General features: G+C 69.4%; 8 protein-coding genes and 1 pseudogene. 2 read left to right on the plus strand and 7 right to left on the minus strand.

Annotation, left to right across the window (positions count from 1 at the left end; all coding sequences use genetic code 11):
• Both ESD82_RS17735 and ESD82_RS17740 read right to left on the minus strand, forming a co-directional pair.
• Window positions 1–6287 (minus strand): annotated as a pseudogene (locus tag ESD82_RS17735) (type I polyketide synthase).
• Between the two features lie 99 nt (window positions 6288–6386).
• The gene (locus ESD82_RS17740) at window positions 6387–7811 is read right to left on the minus strand and encodes a hypothetical protein (RefSeq protein ID WP_147427707.1); all 1425 of its coding nucleotides are present in this window, start codon (window positions 7809–7811) and stop codon (window positions 6387–6389) included.
• Window positions 7812–7920: 109 nt separating this feature from the next.
• On the opposite strand from ESD82_RS17740, the gene ESD82_RS17745 reads away from it, so the two are divergent.
• The gene (locus ESD82_RS17745) at window positions 7921–8685 is read left to right on the plus strand and encodes a WecB/TagA/CpsF family glycosyltransferase (protein WP_147427706.1); all 765 of its coding nucleotides are present in this window, start codon (window positions 7921–7923) and stop codon (window positions 8683–8685) included.
• Window positions 8686–8695: 10 nt separating this feature from the next.
• Here ESD82_RS17745 and ESD82_RS17750 read toward each other — a convergent pair whose 3' ends face one another.
• The 5 genes from ESD82_RS17750 to ESD82_RS17770 all read right to left on the minus strand — a co-directional run bounded on the left by ESD82_RS17750 (window position 8696) and on the right by ESD82_RS17770 (window position 13498).
• Window positions 8696–9730, minus strand: coding sequence for an ABC transporter ATP-binding protein (locus ESD82_RS17750; RefSeq protein ID WP_024844112.1), 1035 nt, complete (start codon window positions 9728–9730; stop codon window positions 8696–8698).
• Window positions 9727–10509: an ABC transporter permease gene (locus ESD82_RS17755; protein ID WP_147427705.1), complete on the minus strand. Its 783-nt coding sequence runs from the start codon at window positions 10507–10509 to the stop codon at window positions 9727–9729. The genes ESD82_RS17750 and ESD82_RS17755 overlap by 4 nt, the downstream gene beginning before the upstream one ends.
• Window positions 10506–11354 carry an ABC transporter permease gene (locus ESD82_RS17760; RefSeq protein WP_147427704.1) on the minus strand — a complete coding sequence of 283 codons (849 nt, stop codon included), beginning with the start codon at window positions 11352–11354 and terminating at the stop codon, window positions 10506–10508. The genes ESD82_RS17755 and ESD82_RS17760 overlap by 4 nt, the downstream gene beginning before the upstream one ends.
• A gap of 53 nt (window positions 11355–11407) precedes the next feature.
• Window positions 11408–12514: an ABC transporter substrate-binding protein gene (locus ESD82_RS17765; RefSeq protein ID WP_024844109.1), complete on the minus strand. Its 1107-nt coding sequence runs from the start codon at window positions 12512–12514 to the stop codon at window positions 11408–11410.
• Between the two features lie 144 nt (window positions 12515–12658).
• A complete protein-coding gene (locus ESD82_RS17770; RefSeq protein ID WP_024844108.1) occupies window positions 12659–13498 on the minus strand; it encodes a 2-keto-4-pentenoate hydratase in 840 nt (279 codons plus the stop codon).
• 156 nt (window positions 13499–13654) lie between these two features.
• Between ESD82_RS17770 and mutS the strand changes: the two genes are divergently transcribed.
• Complete coding sequence (gene mutS, locus ESD82_RS17775; protein ID WP_147427703.1) at window positions 13655–16291, plus strand: DNA mismatch repair protein MutS; 2637 nt, start codon at window positions 13655–13657, stop codon at window positions 16289–16291.
• The last annotated feature ends 126 nt before the right edge of the window (window positions 16292–16417 follow it).

The raw sequence follows: 16417 nt of genomic DNA on the forward strand, positions 1-16417 counted from the left end.
TCACTCCGCCGCCTTGACCCTAGCCGGGGCGTCCGCATCGGCATCGCGCAGGATCTCGCGCAGAACCGAGGCAAGGCGGCGCACGTTCGGCTCCAGCACCATGGAATCGTGGTCGCCCGGCACCTCGATCACCCGCAGGTCGGGCATCCAGGGCGTCCAGCCATTGTCCTCGACCACATAGTCGCGGCCGGAATTGATCCAGCGCCCGCCCGTCACCTTCCAACGCCGGTCGAGCGGCGGGCGGAACATCGCCACCGGTCCGGCCCAGACCGAAAGCCGCATCTTGGGCAGCGCCGCCAGGAAAGCCGCCTCGATGGCGAGGTCGTGGAAGGTGCCGGTCGCCTCCGAGCCGACCTCGGCCTCGACCGCTCTGGCCTTGCTGCGGCGCTGGAACTCGTAGGCGACGCGGTCGCGCAGCCATTTCCAGAGAAAGCCCGCGCCCCCCTCGCGCAATTCGCCCAGGCGGATCGCCAGCCGGTCCTTGCGGCTGACCGGCTCGCGCAGCGGCAAGGGCGTGTCGAGCATGACCAGCATCGCCACCTCCTCGCCCGCCGCGCGCAACTGCCGCGCCATCTCATAGGCGGTCAGCCCGCCGCCCGAGAAGCCGCCGATCAGATAGGGGCCGGTCGGCTGCACCTGGCGCAGTTCCTCGATATAGTCGCGGGCGGCCTCGGTGAAATCCTCATGCGGCTTGTCGTCGCCCAGAAGGCCGCGCGCCTGGATACCCCAGAAGCGGCGGTCCGGCCCCAGCCGCTGCGCCAGCTGCCGCAGGTTCATGATGTTGCCGAACATGCCGGCGACCATGAAGAAGGGCGTGCCCTCGCCCCGCCCGCCCATATCGACGAGGAAGCGGAAGCGCGGCCGGGCCGAGACCGGCAGCTCGCGCACGTTGTCGGGCGAGACCAGCTCGCGCGGGCCGGTGCGCTCCTCGACCAATGCGGCCAATTCGGCGATGGTCGGCGCCTCGAACAGGGTCGAGATCGGCAGGTCGACGCCGAAAGCCTTGCGCAGCTGGCCGAACATGCGCACCGCGATCAGCGAATGGCCGCCCAGGTCGAAGAAGCTGTCGGCGGCGCCGACCTGGGCGATGCCCAGGAGTTCGGACCAGATCGCCGCCAGCTCGGCCTGGATGCCCGGCGACGGTTCGACGAAATCGCTGTCGAGGTCGGGGCGCTCGAAGCCGCCCTCGGCGGGCGCGGCATCCTCGACCACCCCCGCCTCGGCGATCAGCGCCGGCAGGTCCAGCGACGAGACATAGACTTGAGAAAGCCCGGTCGAGATGGCGCGGCTGAGCATGGCCGGGCCGATGGCGGCCGGGATGCCCTGGCTGATATTGTGATGCAAGCGCCGCTCGGCCGGGGACAGGCTGCGCGGCGGCTGCACCCGCGCCTGCGGCGTGGCGGCAATCGCCGCCGCCAGCTTGCGCAGGGCAAAGCCCTTGATCTCGGCGCAGACCGTGCCGTCCGCCGCCGCCAGGGTGATGTCGAATTGCGCCATGCCCTGCGCGTCGATGTTCTCGCCGGCATTGCGGATGCGGCTGATGACCTGCGCCGGCAAGGGCGCATAAAGCCGAATCGAACCATAGCCCATCGGCACCCAGAGATGCTCGGGCGTCCAGCCCTTGATAAGCGGCATGGCCCAGCCGGTGGCGATGTCCAGAAGCGCCGGATGCGCCAGCCATTCCCCGGCCTCGGCAGCGTATTCGGGCGCAAGCGACAGCTCCGCCACGCCCTCGTCGCCGACAATGCGATAGCGGCGCAGCACCTGCCAGCGCGGGCCGAAATCCATCCGGCCTTCCTGCGCCGAAGGCAGCGCCGCGCCCTGCCCGTCCCGATCCCACGGCCCGCCGACGGCCAGCGGCTCGGGCGCCGCCTCGTGCAATCCGAAAACCAGCGCCGAGACATTCGGCTCGCCCTGCGGATCGTCCAGGATCTCGACGCGCATGGCATCGCCCTCGGGCAGGACGCGGGTGCTGACCAGCGCGGTATCGAAAACCAGCACCGGGCGGCGGAATTCCAACTCGCGGATCGCCAGCGGCAGGGCCAGCCCGCATTCCAGCGCGGCTTCCGAGATCAGCTCGATCCAGCCGGTGCCGGGCATCAGCGCCTGGCCCTGGGCGGTCTTGTGGCCGCCGATGATCCAGTCCTGCATCTTCAGCGCGGTGCGGAACTCGCGCCCGCCCGGCATGGGCAGGCTTTCGTCCAAGAGCGGCCGGCCCTGCGGCACAGCGACGGCCGAGGCGGTGTCGAGCCCCATCGCCCGCGCCGCCATGCCGGCATCGGCCCAGACGCCCCAGTTGACCGCCACCACCCGGCCCAGCGCCGCGGGCGCCAAGCGTGCCACCGCGTTCAGATATTCGTTGGCGGCGACGTAATCCGCCTGCCCCGCCGGCGCGATCACCGAGGAGGTCGAGGAGAACAGCACCGTCAGCTTGGCGGGATTGTCCGCCAGCGCCTCGATCAGCGCGCGGGTGCCCAGCAGCTTCGGCGCCAGCACGTCCCAGGCCTCGTCGTCGGTCTTGGCGGCGATCAGGCTGTCGCGGATCACGCCCGCGGCGTGCAGCACCACGTCGAGGCTGCCGAAGCGCGCCTTGGTCTCGGCCACGGCGCGGGCCATGTCCTCGGGGCTGGTCACGTCGGCGCGGATCGCCAGCACCTCGGCGCCCAGCGATTCCAACTGCCGGACCGAGGCCATGACGGCCGGCGAATCCACCCGGCCGCGCGTGGTCAACGCCAGTTTCGCGCCGCCGCGCTGCGCCAGCTCACGGGCGATGGCCTGGCCGATGCCGCCGAAGCCGCCGGTGATCAGGCAGGCCGCGCCCTGCGGGATGGCGGCCATGCCGTCATCCTCCAGCGCGACCTTTTCAAGGCTTTGCTCAAAGCGGCGCCCGTCGCGCCATGCGGCGACGGCGGCGCCCGAGGGGGCCAGCGCCTCCTCCAGCAGGTTGGCGGCCAGCGCCTCCAGGCCCCCCTTCGCCGGCAGACGCACATCCACCAGACGGCCCGAGACGTTCGGCATCTCATGCGGCATGACGCGGATCGGCCCGGCGGCGGTGGCCTTTTCCGGCACCGGCGCCGGTTCGTCGGCGACGCGCAGCGCGTCGTTGCAGATGGCGATCACCTCCAGCTTCGCATCCGGCAGTTCGGCGCCGATGGCCTGGGCCAGATGCAAAAGGCCGAAGAAGCCGCGCTCCAACTGGCTGTTGAGCAGGCTGGAGCCGGGACGGAACTTCGCCCCCTGCGTCACCGACCACAGATGCAGGATGCGGTCGGGCACCATGTCCTGCCCGGCCAGCGCGGCCAGCAGCATCTCATAGCCCTCGCGGTCGGATTCGACCGGAAGGGTGAAGCGGTCTTGGCCCTTATCGGCGAAGGTATCGCCCACCTCGACCGCCGCGACGCGCTGGCCGCGGGACCGCAGCGCATCGATCACGCGCTCGGCAAGGCCCAGATCGTCGGCAAAGACCAGCCAGTTCCGCTGCCCCTGCGCGACCGGCCCCTGCGGCCCGATCTCGATATTCGGCGATGCCAGCTTCCAGGCCGGGCGCCAGCCCCAGTCCGCCGGCTCCTCGATCCGGGCCAGTTCCTCGGCGGTCTCCGCCGCGGCATTGGCCGAACGCTCGATGAAATAGCGCCTGCGCTGGAAGGCATAGCCCGGCAGCGACAGGCGCCGGCGCCGGGCACCGCCCCAGACCTGATCCCAGTCGATCTGCCCGCCGCAGGCCCAGAAGCGCGCCAGCGCAGCCATGAAATAGCTGTCGTCGCCGGTGGCGTGATCGCGGTGGCGCAGGGTCGAGATCACCTGGTTGGCGGCGACCGCCGGATGCGCCTTGGTCATGGCCTGCATGGCCCGGCCCGGCCCGACCTCGACGAACACCCGCCCCGGCACCTGCGCCAGATGCGCGATGCCGTCGGCAAAGCGCACGGTGCCGCGCAGATGCGCGACCCAATAGTCGGGGCTGGTCGCCTCGGCCGCCGTCAGCGGCAGGCCCGAGCGGTTCGAGATGATCGGGATCTGCGGCGCATTCAGCGGGATCGAGGCGAGATAGGCGCGGAATTCGCCCAGCACCGGCTCCAGCAGCCGCGAATGCGCGGCGATGGAGATGGCAATGCGCTGGCATTCCACCTCGCGCGCCGCCATGCGCTCGGCAAAGCGGTCCAGCGCCGCGTCAGGGCCGGAGACCACCGACAGGCCCGGCCCGTTCACCGCCGCGAGGTCCAGTTCCAGTTCGGCCAGCTCGGCGGCGAAATCCTCGGGCGCAAGCGGCACCGACAGCATGCCGCCCGCCGGCACCCGGTCCATCAGCAGCCCGCGCAGGCGCACCAGGCCGATGCAATCCTGAAAGCTCATCACGCCGGCGATGCAGGCAGCGGTGTTCTCGCCCATGGAATGGCCGATCAGCGCCGCCGGCGTCACGCCCCAGCTGATCCACAGCTGCGCCAGCGCGTATTCGGTGATCATCAGCAGCGGCAGTTGCAGCGAGGGCTGCAGAAGCCGGCGGTCCGCCTCGGCCTCGGCGCCCGGCTCGGGCAGCCAGAGCGCGCGCAGGTCGGTGCCATGCGTGGCCGCCATATGGTCGAGGCCGCGGTCCATCCATTCGCGGAACACCGGCTCGGTCTGGTAGAGTCCGCGCGCCATGCCGGCATATTGCGCGCCGCCGCCGGGCAGCATGAACACCGCCTCGGCCGGATCGCCCGCCTGCTGGTGATCGAAGACCAGCAGCGGATCGGGATCGGCCAGAAGCCGCGCCGCCTCGGCCGCATCATGCGCGACCAGCACGCGCCGGCGGTCGAACTGCCGCCGGCCCTGCGTCAGGGTAAAGCACAGGTCGGCCATGTCCACGCCCGGATTGGCCTGCAGCCAGCCCGCCAGCGCGGCCGAATTGGCATCCAGCGCCGCCTTGCTGCGGCCCGAGACGGCGATGATGTGGAAGGGCCAGTCGGATTCGTCCGAAGCCTCGGCCAGCGGCGGTTCCTGCACGATCACATGCGCATTGGTGCCGCCGACGCCCAGCGAGTTCACCCCGGCCCGGCGCGGTCCCGGCACCGGCCAGTCGCTGAGCCGGTCGTTGACCTGGAACGGTCCGCCCTCAAAGTCGATGGCGGGGTTGGGCGCCTCGTAGTTCAGGCTGGCCGGGATCTTGCCGTGATGCACCGCCAGCGCCGACTTGATGAGGCCCGCGCTGCCCGCCGCCGTATCCAGATGGCCGATATTGGTCTTGACCGAGCCGATGCGGCACGGCCCCTGCCGCGTGCCGTCCGAGACCCGCGCATAGGCCTGGTTCAGCGCCGCCACCTCGATCGGGTCGCCCAGCGCCGTGCCGGTGCCGTGGCATTCGACATAGCCGATGCTGTCCGAGGAAACCCCGGCCATGACCAGCGCCTCGGCCACCGCCTGCGCCTGGCCCTCGACGCTGGGGCCAGATAGCCCGCCTTGGCGGCGCCGTCGTTGTTGATGGCCGAGCCCTTGATGACCGCCCAGATGTGATCGCCGTCGGCCAGCGCATCACGCAGCCGGCGCAGCGCCACCACCGCCGCGCCGCTGCCGAAGACGGTGCCCTGCGCGCGATGGTCGAAGGCATGGCAATGGCCGTCGGGCGACAGGATCTCGTTCTCCTTGTAGAGATAGCCGAGGCCATGCGGCAGCTCGATGGTCACGCCGCCGGCCAGCGCCATGTCGCATTCGCCCGAGTTGAGCGACTGGCAGGCCATGTGGATCGCCACCAGCGAGCTGGAACAGGCGGTCTGCACGCTGATGCTGGGCCCCTTGAGGTCGAAGACATGGCTGACGCGGGTGGACAGGAAATCCTTGTCGTTGCCGGTATGGCGCAGCAGGAAATGGCCCACGCCATCGACCAGGTCGCGGTTCGAGCAGACGTTCCAATAGTAATAGCTGCCCATGCCGCAACCGGCCCAGACGCCGATATTGCCGGCGAAACGCTCGGGCGGGTGGGCGGCATCCTCCAGCGCGTGCCAGCAGGTTTCCAGGAACTTGCGGTGCTGCGGGTCCATGATCGCCGCTTCCTTGGGCGAAAGCCCGAAGAACTCGGCATCGAATTCGTCGAACTGCCCGAGGATGCCGGCCGAAGGCACATAGTTCGGATCCGACAGCCGCGCCCGCGACTCGCCCCGCGCGATCAGCTCGGCCTCGGGGATGCGCCGGATCGACTCGACCCCGCGGCACAGGTTGTCCCAGTATTCGGCGACCCCCGCGGCGCCCGGCAACTGGGCGGCCATGCCGATGATAGCGATATCACCGTCTTCGACGGCGGGTTTGTCAAAGACCATGCGGTGCCTCATTGAACTCGTGGAATGCCCCGGCGGGCAGCAATGACTTAACAACTGGCGCGCGTATCCGGCATAGCGAATCCGGCGCTTCGGACCAACCTATAAAACCGTCCGCAGGCCTGCCTTTTTAGGCAGAATCCGCTGGGCCGCCGGCAGATCGGCCGGATCGGAGACCCCCTGCCGCAGCCGGCGTGCATTGCCCAGCAGCGCCCCTGCGGTCAGCCAGGTCAGCGGCGTCATGGTCGCATTGGGAATCAGGTCCAGCATGTTCATCGCCAGCATCAGCGAGATCGCGCCCAGCACCACCATCTCGGCCTTGCGGGGCGGATGCCGGCCGCCCGGCATCGCCCGCAGCAACGCCAGGATCGGCGTCAGCAGCAGCAGAAGCTGCGCCAGGTAGCCGAAGATGCCCCGCGCGCCGATCAGGATCACCCATTGCCCGTCCGGCACCGAGGTCAGCCGGCCGTTATAGGGGTCATAGAACAGCGACCGCCCCCAGCCGCCCCAGCCGAAAGCCGGCCGCTCCATCGCGCGCTCCAGCAGTTCCTCCTCGTTCATCAGCCGGAACTCGAGCGAGCGCCCCCGCTCGGGCGAGATGGACATGGCCAGGTTGACGATACCCTGCAGCGGCATCCAGGGGGTGGTGCGCAGCGTCGGATAGGAGACGGCGGCGGTGGCCACCAGCGCCGCCGCCAGCACCATCATGCGCGGCCGCGCCAGAGCCACCAGCGGCGCCGCCATCAGCGACTGCACCAGCGCGCCTGCCGATTTGCACAGGAAGACGATGCAGGCCAGGTAGACCGCGATCAGGATGTTGCGCCGCGTCGGTTCGTTGCGGGCAAAGGCGATGGCGGCCAGGAAGGCGGTCATCGTCATCAGCGCCACCCATAGCGGATGTTCCAGGAAGACGATGGGGCGGTAGCCGCCATAGCGGATGGTCTGGACGAAATCGTGCTGGAAAAAGCCATAGACCCAGACGTTGATCTGCGGGCTCATCCGCAGTTCGATCAGCATGGGCACGGTATAGCACAGGACGCCCAGCAGCAGGCTGCGCGCCCAGAGCTGGGCGCCCCTGGCATTCCAGAGCAGCTTGTAGCCCAGAAAGAAGGGCAGCAGCAGCAGCGTCTGCACGATCAGGTCGGCCACGCCCTGGCTGATCGACATGGCCGGCCGATAGGTCACGCCGTCGATCAGCGGGTCGGGATTGGTCAACGCCGTCAGGATCGGCGAGGCGAAGTTCATCGCCAGGAGCAGCACGACCCAAGCCCCCATGGGCGGCGGCAGGGGCTCGCTCCGGGCGCGCTCCTTGGTGACGAAATAGACCATGACGGCGGCGGCCAGCGCCGGGACCATGTGCTTGTTCAGGCCGGGAAAGGCGGGCAGGTCGATCTCGATCAGCTGCGGCAGCAGCAGGTAGCCGGCAAAGATCGACCAGATCACCGCCTGCGCCCGTTCCATGCGCTGAAACAGCACCGCCACCACCACCGGCCAGGTCACCAGCACCATGAAGGCGAATATGGGCATGGCCCGACTCCCGTCCCGCGCCTTGTCGACCGGCTCTGCGAAGGACGTTGCAATCCCCTCGCCGCCAACACATCCTGCCGTCGATTCCGGCCGGACCCGAGGGCTTATCATGCATTTCAGCTTTCCCGACGGCAATGCCGTCCGCGTCAATTGCCGGGATTCTTCCGCACTGCTGGCCGAGGTGCGGCGGCGGCTGGCCGAGGGGCGCGGCTTCGCCATCGCCACGATCAACGTCGATCACCTGCAAAGGCTGGGCGAGGACATCCGCTTTCGCCGCGCCTATGGCGCGCATGATCTGGTCTGCGCCGACGGCAACCCCATCGTCTGGCTGTCGCGCATCGCCGGGCGGCCGGTGGCGCTGGCGCCCGGCTCGGACCTGGTGCTGCCCTTGGCCGCCGAGGCGGCGCGGGCCGGCCTGCCGGTGGCGCTGATCGGCAGCAGCGACGAATCGCTGGCGCTGGCCGCGCGCAGCATGCAGGCGGCGGTGCCGGGGCTGCGCGTGGCGCTGACCCATGCGCCGGGCTTTCCCTTCGACCCGATGGGCGAGGAAGCGGCCGGGATCATCGCCCGCATCCGCGCCTCGGGCGCGCGGCTGTGCTTCCTGGCGCTCGGCGCCCCGCGGCAAGAGATATTCGCCATCCGCGCCCGCGACGCGCTTGGCGATGTGGGCTTCGCCTCGATCGGGGCCGGGCTCGACTTCCTGTCGGGCCACCAGCGCCGAGCGCCGCGATGGGTGCGCCGGATCAAGCTGGAATGGCTGTGGCGGATGCTGTCCAATCCGCGCCGGCTGTTCCTGCGCTATGCCAGGGGCTTCGCCATCCTGCCCGGCCACCTGCGCCGGGCGCTGGCCATGCGCGGCAAAAACCGGAAATAGGCCCCGCCCCTCAGCCCGGCAGAACCAGCCATCCGGCCTGCGATGCCGCCAGGCACACCCGCGCGCCCGGCCGGGGCAGTTCGGACCCCGGTTCGTTGAATCGGTCCAGCACCACCTCGCGTCCCGCCACCCGTGCCCGCAGCCGCTGGACCGAGCCCAGGAATTCGACGCCGGCGATCTCGGCCGGGATGCCCTCGGGGGCGATGCGCAGGCTTTCGGGCCGCGCCGCCAGGGTGATGGGGCCGGCGGGCAAGGAACGGTCCAGCGCGATCTCGGCCCCCTCGACGCGGACGAGGCCGCGGGCGGGGTCCAGCACCTCGGCCGGAAAGCGGTTCAGCGTGCCGACGAAGCCGGCGACGAAATCGGTGGCGGGCTGGTTGTAGATCTGCGCCGGCGTGCCGGTCTGGTCGGCCACGCCCTTGTGCATGACCACGATGCGGTCGGAAATCGACAGCGCCTCCTCCTGGTCATGGGTGACGAAGATGGTGGTGATGGCCAATTGCTGCTGGATCTCGCGGATCTGGTTGCGCAAGGATACGCGGATCTTGGCGTCCAGCGCCGACAAGGGCTCGTCCAGCAGCAGGACGCGCGGGCGCGGCGCCAGCGCGCGGGCCAGCGCCACCCGCTGCTGCTGGCCGCCCGAAAGCTGCCAGGGATAGCGACCGCCCAGGTCGGGCAGGCCGATCAGCGCCAGCATCTCGGCCACGCGCCCGGCGCGTTCGGCGCGCGCCACGCCGGCGGTGCGCAGGCCGAAGCCCACGTTCTCGGCCACGGTCAGGTTCGGAAACAGCGCATAGGACTGGAACACCATGCCGATCTGGCGCTGGTTCGGGCGCAGGCGCGTCACGTCCCGCCCGTCGATCACCACCCGGCCCGCCGTTGGCGTCTCGAACCCCGCGACCATGCGCAGCACCGTGGTCTTGCCGCAGCCCGAGGGGCCGAGGAAGGACACGAACTCGCCCTTTTCGACGCCGAGGTCGAAGTCATGCACGACGCGGGTCGGTCCGAAGGATTTCTGCAGATGGTCGAGGGTCAGGAAGCTCATGTCGGTTGAATCCGTGTGCCGAACAGGCGGGAGATCAGCTGCATCACCCCCATGCAACCCCAGGTCACGGCAAAGGCGATCACCGCCAGCGCCGCCGGCTCATAGGCGCGGTTGGCGCCCAAAAGCTGCATGTAGGGGCCGAAGGCCGGGCGGTTCAGCAGCGCCGCCATGGTGAATTCGCCGATGACGATGGCGAAGGACAAAAAGGCGCCCGACATCACCGCGCCCAGCACGTTGGGCAGGATCAGCCGGCCGATGATCCGCACCCAGCCGGCGCCCAGCGATTGCGCGGCCTCGGTCAGCGAGCGCACGTCCAGCGTGGACAGCCCGGTATCGACGGCGCGATACATATAGGGCAGCGCCAGCGTGGCATAGCCGCAGAGCAGCAGCAGGTTGGTGCCCGACGCCGTGCCGGTCAGCGGCAGGATCGAGCTGGTGTTGTAAAGCCGGATATAGCCGAAGACCACGACGATGGCCGGGATGACCAGCGGCAGCAGGGTGATGAACTCGATCACCGGGCGCAGGCGCGGCAGGCGCAGCCGCACCCAATAGGCGGTCGGCACCACGATCAGCACCCCCAGCAGGATGGTCAGCAGCGCCATGGCCACCGAATAGCTGAAGGTGGCGCGGAAATTCGGGTCCGACAGCACCGAGCGATAGGCGTCCAGCGAATATTCCCCGCGCCGCATCCGCAGCGAGAACTCGATGGTGCCGATCAGCGGCAGCAGGAAATACAGCCCGCCGACCACCAGCGCCGCCCAGGACCAGACCCGTTTCATCGCATCCACCTTTCGGCGCGGGTGCGCATCACGACATAGGCCAGGTTCGCAAGCCCGGTGACGACGATCATGCCGAAGGCCATGGCATAGCCCAGATGCGGGTCTTGCAGCACGTCGCCGCGGATCTGCGCGAACAGCATGATCGGCACGATGGACAGCGACGAGCCGGTCAGCGCATAGGCCGTCGCCACCGCCCCGAAACTGTTGGCGAACAGCAGCGCGAAAGTGCCCAGAAGCGAGGGGAACAGGATCGGCAGCGCCACCATGCGCCAATATTGCCCGGTCGAGGCGCCCAGCACCTCGGCCGCCTCGCGCCATTCGCGCCTCAAGCCCTCCAGCGCCGGGGTGATGATCAGGATCATCAACGGGATCTGGAAGAAAAGGTAGGTCAGCGTCAGGCCCCAGAAGCTGAGCAGGTTGAAGCCCATGGCATAGATGTTGATGCCGAACCATTGCCGCAGCAGCATCGTGACCAGCCCCACCCGCCCCAGCGTGGCGATGAAGGCAAAGGCCAGCGGCACGCCGGCGAAGTTCGAGGCGACGCCGGAAAAGGTCATCAGCGGCCCCTTGATCCAGCGCGGCACGCCGCCCATGACCACCGCCGCTGCCATGGCAAAGCCGATCAGGCAGCCCAAAAGCGCCGAGGCCAGCGAGATCTTGATCGAGATGGCAAAGCTCGACACGATCCGCGGCGAGGCGAGCCCAGCCAGGTTGGCCAGCGTGAACTCGCCCTGCGGGTTCTGAAAGGCGCCGATGACGATGTTCATCGTCGGCAGCACCAGAAACAGCAGCGCAAAGGCGAAAAAGGGCAGGACGCCCAGCCAGTTCCAGCCGATCTGTCTCATTCCGCCTCGCCCGTTCTGGACGGCCCCGCCGGTGCGGGCGGGGCCGCCGCGCCTTATTCCTGAACCGCCGCGCCGACGACGCTGTCCCAGCCCTCGGTCACGACCTTCTTGTTGGCCTCCTGTTGCTCCAGCGTCGGGAAGATCGCTTTCTCATAGGCTTCGGCCGGGGGCAGCGCGTCCAGCAGCTCCTGCGGCACCTTGCCGTTCTGGACCAGGTCGTTGAAGCGGATCGGGTGGCAATAACCTTTCAGCCAGCCCAGCTGGCCCTCGTCCGAATACAGGTATTCCATCCACAGCTTGGCCGCGTTCGGATGCGGCGCATAGGCCGAGATCGCCTGGACATAGACGCCGGCGACCACGCCGTCCTCGGGGATGATGACCTCGACCGGCGGGTTGCCGTTCAGGCTGTCGCGCCAGGACAGCAGGTTGTAGTCCCAGGCGGTGACGATGGGCGTCGCGCCCTGCGCGATGGTCGCCGACTTGCCGATGACGGGCACGAAATTGCCGGCCTTGTGCACCTCGGCCATCAGTTCCATGCCCTTCTGGCCGGATGCCTCGCCCGGCTCGCCGCCATTGGCGATGCCCGCCGCCATGACCGAGATGATCGCCTGGGCCGAGGCGCGCGGATCGCCCGCCAGCGCGAAGGCATTCGCGTATTCCGGCTTGGCCAGATCCTTCCAGCTTTTCGGCACCTCGTCGATCAGGTCGCTGTTCACGCCAAAGGCCATCACGCCGTAATAATCGCCATACCAATAGCCCTCGGCATCCTTGGCATCGTCCGGGATCGTGTCCCAGGTGGCGACCTTGTAGGGCTGGATCAGCCCCTCGGCCTTGGCCTGCGGGCCGAAGGACAGGCCCACGTCGATCACGTCGGGCGCCTGCGGCCCCTTGTTGTCCTTGTTGGCGCGGATCGCCTCCAGCTCGTCGGCCGAGCCCGCGTCGGGGTTCAGCTCGTTGACCCGGATCTCGGGGTATTTCGCCTTGAAGCCCTCGATCACGCCGCCATAGTTGCACCAGTCATGCGGCAGCGCGATGGTGGTCAGCATGCCCTCGGCCTTGGCGGCCTCTTCCAGCGCCGCCAGATCCTGCGCCATGGCCGCCCCCGAACCTGCCAACAGGCTCAGCGCGGCCAGTCCCGCCGCGGTCGATTGAATGGTCATCGGTCAACTCCGTTCCAGAACACGCCCCATCGGCGGCTGGATGCCACCTAGCGGCCCCCCGTGACAGTCTTGCGACGGAACACCCCTGTTGGCAAAGGTTTTTATCGCGGTTGACCCAAGGGAACCGCGACCGGCCCCGACCGCTCAGGGCACCAGCACCAGGCCCACCTTCATGGCCCTGCCGCCGATGCGGTATTCGGCCTCGACCCGGTGGCCCGGCTGCGCCGGATGCAGCGCGCCCAGCGAGCCCAGCGAGATCACCGAGCCCGGCTTCAGCTCGTAACGGCCCTGCTGGACCAGCCACAGCACCACGTCGAGCGGATGGCCCAGCAGCATCTCGCCCGAGCCGGTGCCGATGCTCTTGCCGTCAAGCTTCAGGTTCACCGTCAGCGCCGCCAGATCGGCGACCGGATCGCGCAATTCGGAAATCGGGATGCCGCGGCCCAGCACGCCGCGCCAGGGCGTCACGCCATAGGCCACCATCAGGGGTCCGGTCGGCACCACGTCCTTTTGCAGCGCCAGGTCGGGCAGTTCGATGAAAGGCCGCACGTCCTTCAGCGCCGCCGCCACCTCTTCGCGGGTGCGGGCCTGCATGATCGCGGAACTGCCCACGGTCACGACCAGATCGGCCTCGAAGAACGGCTCGCGGCTGCCCGCAAGGCTGAGCCGCGCCCCGTCCGGCAGCAGCATCGGCGCGAACAGCGCGCCGGCCACCGGCTCGGTCACGCCGAAGCGTTCCTGCACCTGGCGCGAGGTGAAGCCGACCTTCACCCCCACCGGCGCGCCCAGTTCCGCCTCCAGCACGCTGCGGAAGGTGGCATAGGCGCAGGCCCCGTCCTCGAGCGTGCGCACCAGCGGGTCGGGCAGGCGCTGGCCGGCGATCCAGCCGCGCGCGGCGTTCTGCATCAACGAGACATCCGGGCAGGCTGCGACGGCCACGCCCGCGAACGGCAGCATGATTGCGCCCAGAATCAACGATTTCATCGCCCGGCCTCACGAATGCATTCCCGGCAGACGATGCCGCAACACGGGACCGCTGTCACCGGGATTCTTGCGCTCCCTCGGCAACCTGCCTGCATCCTGTTTGCATCGGCCCGCGCATCCCCTAGAAGAACGGGACCGCAGGCGACAAGGCTGGACATGAGCGATCAACCCACCCCGATGATGGCGCAGTATCTTGCGATCCGCGAGGCCAATCCCGGCGCGCTGCTGTTCTATCGCATGGGCGATTTCTACGAGATGTTCTTCGAGGACGCGGTGGCCGCCGCCGCGGCGCTGGACATCGCGCTGACCAAGCGCGGCACGCATCTGGGCGAACCGATCCCGATGTGCGGCGTGCCGGTCCATGCGGCTGAGTCCTACCTGCTGACGCTGATCCGCAAGGGTTTCCGCGTCGCCATCGCCGAGCAGATGGAAGATCCGGCCGAGGCCAGGAAGCGCGGCTCGAAATCGGTCGTGGCCCGCGACGTGGTGCGGCTGGTGACGCCCGGCACGCTGACCGAGGAATCGCTCTTGGAGGCGCGGCGGCACAATTTCCTGGCGAGCTTCGCCACCGTGCGCGAGGATTCGGCGCTGGCCTGGGTGGACATCTCGACCGGCGCCTTCCGCGTCGTGCCATGTCCGCCGGCACGGCTGGCCCCCGAACTCGCCCGCCACGCCCCGCGCGAATTGCTGGCCGCCGAGGGCTCGAACCTCGACGAGATCGCCGCCGAGGCCGGTGCGGCGCTGACCGAACTGCCCGCCGGCAGCTTCGACAGCAGCGCCGCCACGCGCCGGCTTTGCGCGCTGTTCCAAGTCGAGACGCTGGACGGGTTCGGCAGCTTCTCCCGCGCGGAACTGGCCGCCATGGGCGCCATCGCCGATTACCTGGAGCTGACGCAAAAGGGCCGGATGCCGCTGATCCGCCCGCCGGTGCGCGAGGCGCCTGGCGGCGCCATGCAGATCGACGCCGCCACCCGGCGCAACCTGGAACTGACGCAGGCGCTGTCGGGCGGGCGCGAGGGCTCGCTGCTGGCCGCCATCGACCGCACGGTAACGGCGGGCGGCGCGCGCCTGCTGGAGCGCCGCATCAGCGCGCCGTCGCGCGACCTGGACGAAATCCACGCCCGCCAGGCCGCCGTCGCATATCTGGTGGACGACCCGCGCCTGACCGCCGACCTGCGCGAGGCGCTGTCGCGCGCGCCCGACATGGACCGCGCCCTGTCGCGGCTGGCGCTGGAGCGCGGCGGGCCGCGCGACCTAGCCGCGATCCGCGCCGGGCTGACACAGGGCGCGGCCATCGCCGCCATGCTGGGCTGCGACGAAATCACCGTGCTGGCCGAGGCGGCGCGCGACCTGACCGGCCATGACGCCCTGATCGACCTGCTCGACGACGCACTGGTGGCCGAGCCCCCCTTGCTGGCCCGCGACGGCGGCTTCGTCGCGCCGGGCCATGACGAGGATCTGGACGAGACCCGCCGGTTGCGCGACGAAGGCCGCGGCGTCATCGCCCGGATGCAGGCCGATTACATCGCCGAGACCGGCGTCCAGAGCCTCAAGATCAAGCATAACAACGTGCTGGGCTACTTTATCGAGACCACTTCGACCCATGCCGAGCGGATGCTGGCCCCGCCGCTGAACGAGCGTTTCATCCACCGCCAGACCACGGCGAACCAGATCCGCTTCACCACGGTCGAACTGTCCGAGCTGGAAACCCGCATCCTCAACGCCCGCGACCGGGCGCTGGAGATCGAGCGCGAGATCTTCGCCCGCCTGGCCCGCGCCGTCCTGGACCGGGCCGGCCCCATCGGGCAGGCAGCCCGCGCGCTGGCCGAGATCGACCTGACCGCCGCTTTGGCCGATCTCGCCTCGGGCGAGGGCTGGGTGCGCCCCGAGGTCGATGCCAGCCGCGCCTTCGTGATCGAGGGCGGCCGGCATCCGGTGGTGGAACGCGCGCTCAAGCGCAAGGGCGAGGCTTTCGTCGCCAACGACTGCGCCCTGACCGAGGGTGAGACCCCGGCGATCTGGCTGTTGACCGGCCCGAACATGGCCGGCAAGTCAACCTTCCTGCGCCAGAACGCGCTGATCGCCATCCTGGCGCAGGCGGGTGGCTTCGTGCCCGCCCGCCGTGCCCATATCGGCCTGGTCAGCCAGCTCTTCAGCCGGGTCGGCGCGGCGGACGACCTGGCGCGCGGCCGCTCGACCTTCATGGTCGAGATGGTCGAAACGGCGGCGATCCTGAACCAGGCCGACGATCATGCGCTGGTGATCCTGGACGAGATCGGGCGCGGCACCGCGACCTGGGACGGGCTTTCGATCGCCTGGGCGGTGATGGAGCACCTGCATGCCACGAACCGCTGCCGGGCGCTGTTTGCCACCCATTACCACGAGATGACCAGCCTCTCGGCCCGCCTGCCCGGCTTGGAGAACGCCACCGTCGCGGTGCGCGAATGGGAAGGCGAGGTGATCTTCCTGCACGAGGTCAGGAAGGGCGCCGCCGACCGCTCCTATGGCGTGCAGGTGGCGCGGCTGGCGGGGCTGCCGCCCGCGGTGGTGGAACGCGCCCGCGACATCCTGCACCAGTTGGAAAGCGGCGAGCGGCAGGGAACGGGCAAGCCCGCCGCGCTGCTCGACGACCTGCCACTGTTCCGCGCCGCCCCGGCGCCCGCGCCGGCGGCCAAGGCCAGGCCCTCGGCGGTGGAGGAGCGCCTGCGCAGCCTCAATCCCGACACGATCAGCGCCCGCGAGGCGCTGGACCTGATCTATGAACTGCACGGGATGCTGGAAGGCGAGGCCTAGGCTTCGCGCAGCGGTAGAGGCTGGACCGGCGGGACCAGCCCGCTTCCTCGGGTTTTCGGGCTGGTCCGGCGTCCGCTGCAAGGTTTATGAAATTTCGCGCTATTTTCGCATCTTCCTGCACGGAAA

Origin of the sequence: Paracoccus pantotrophus (assembly GCF_008824185.1) — a bacterium.
GTDB lineage: Bacteria > Pseudomonadota > Alphaproteobacteria > Rhodobacterales > Rhodobacteraceae > Paracoccus > Paracoccus pantotrophus.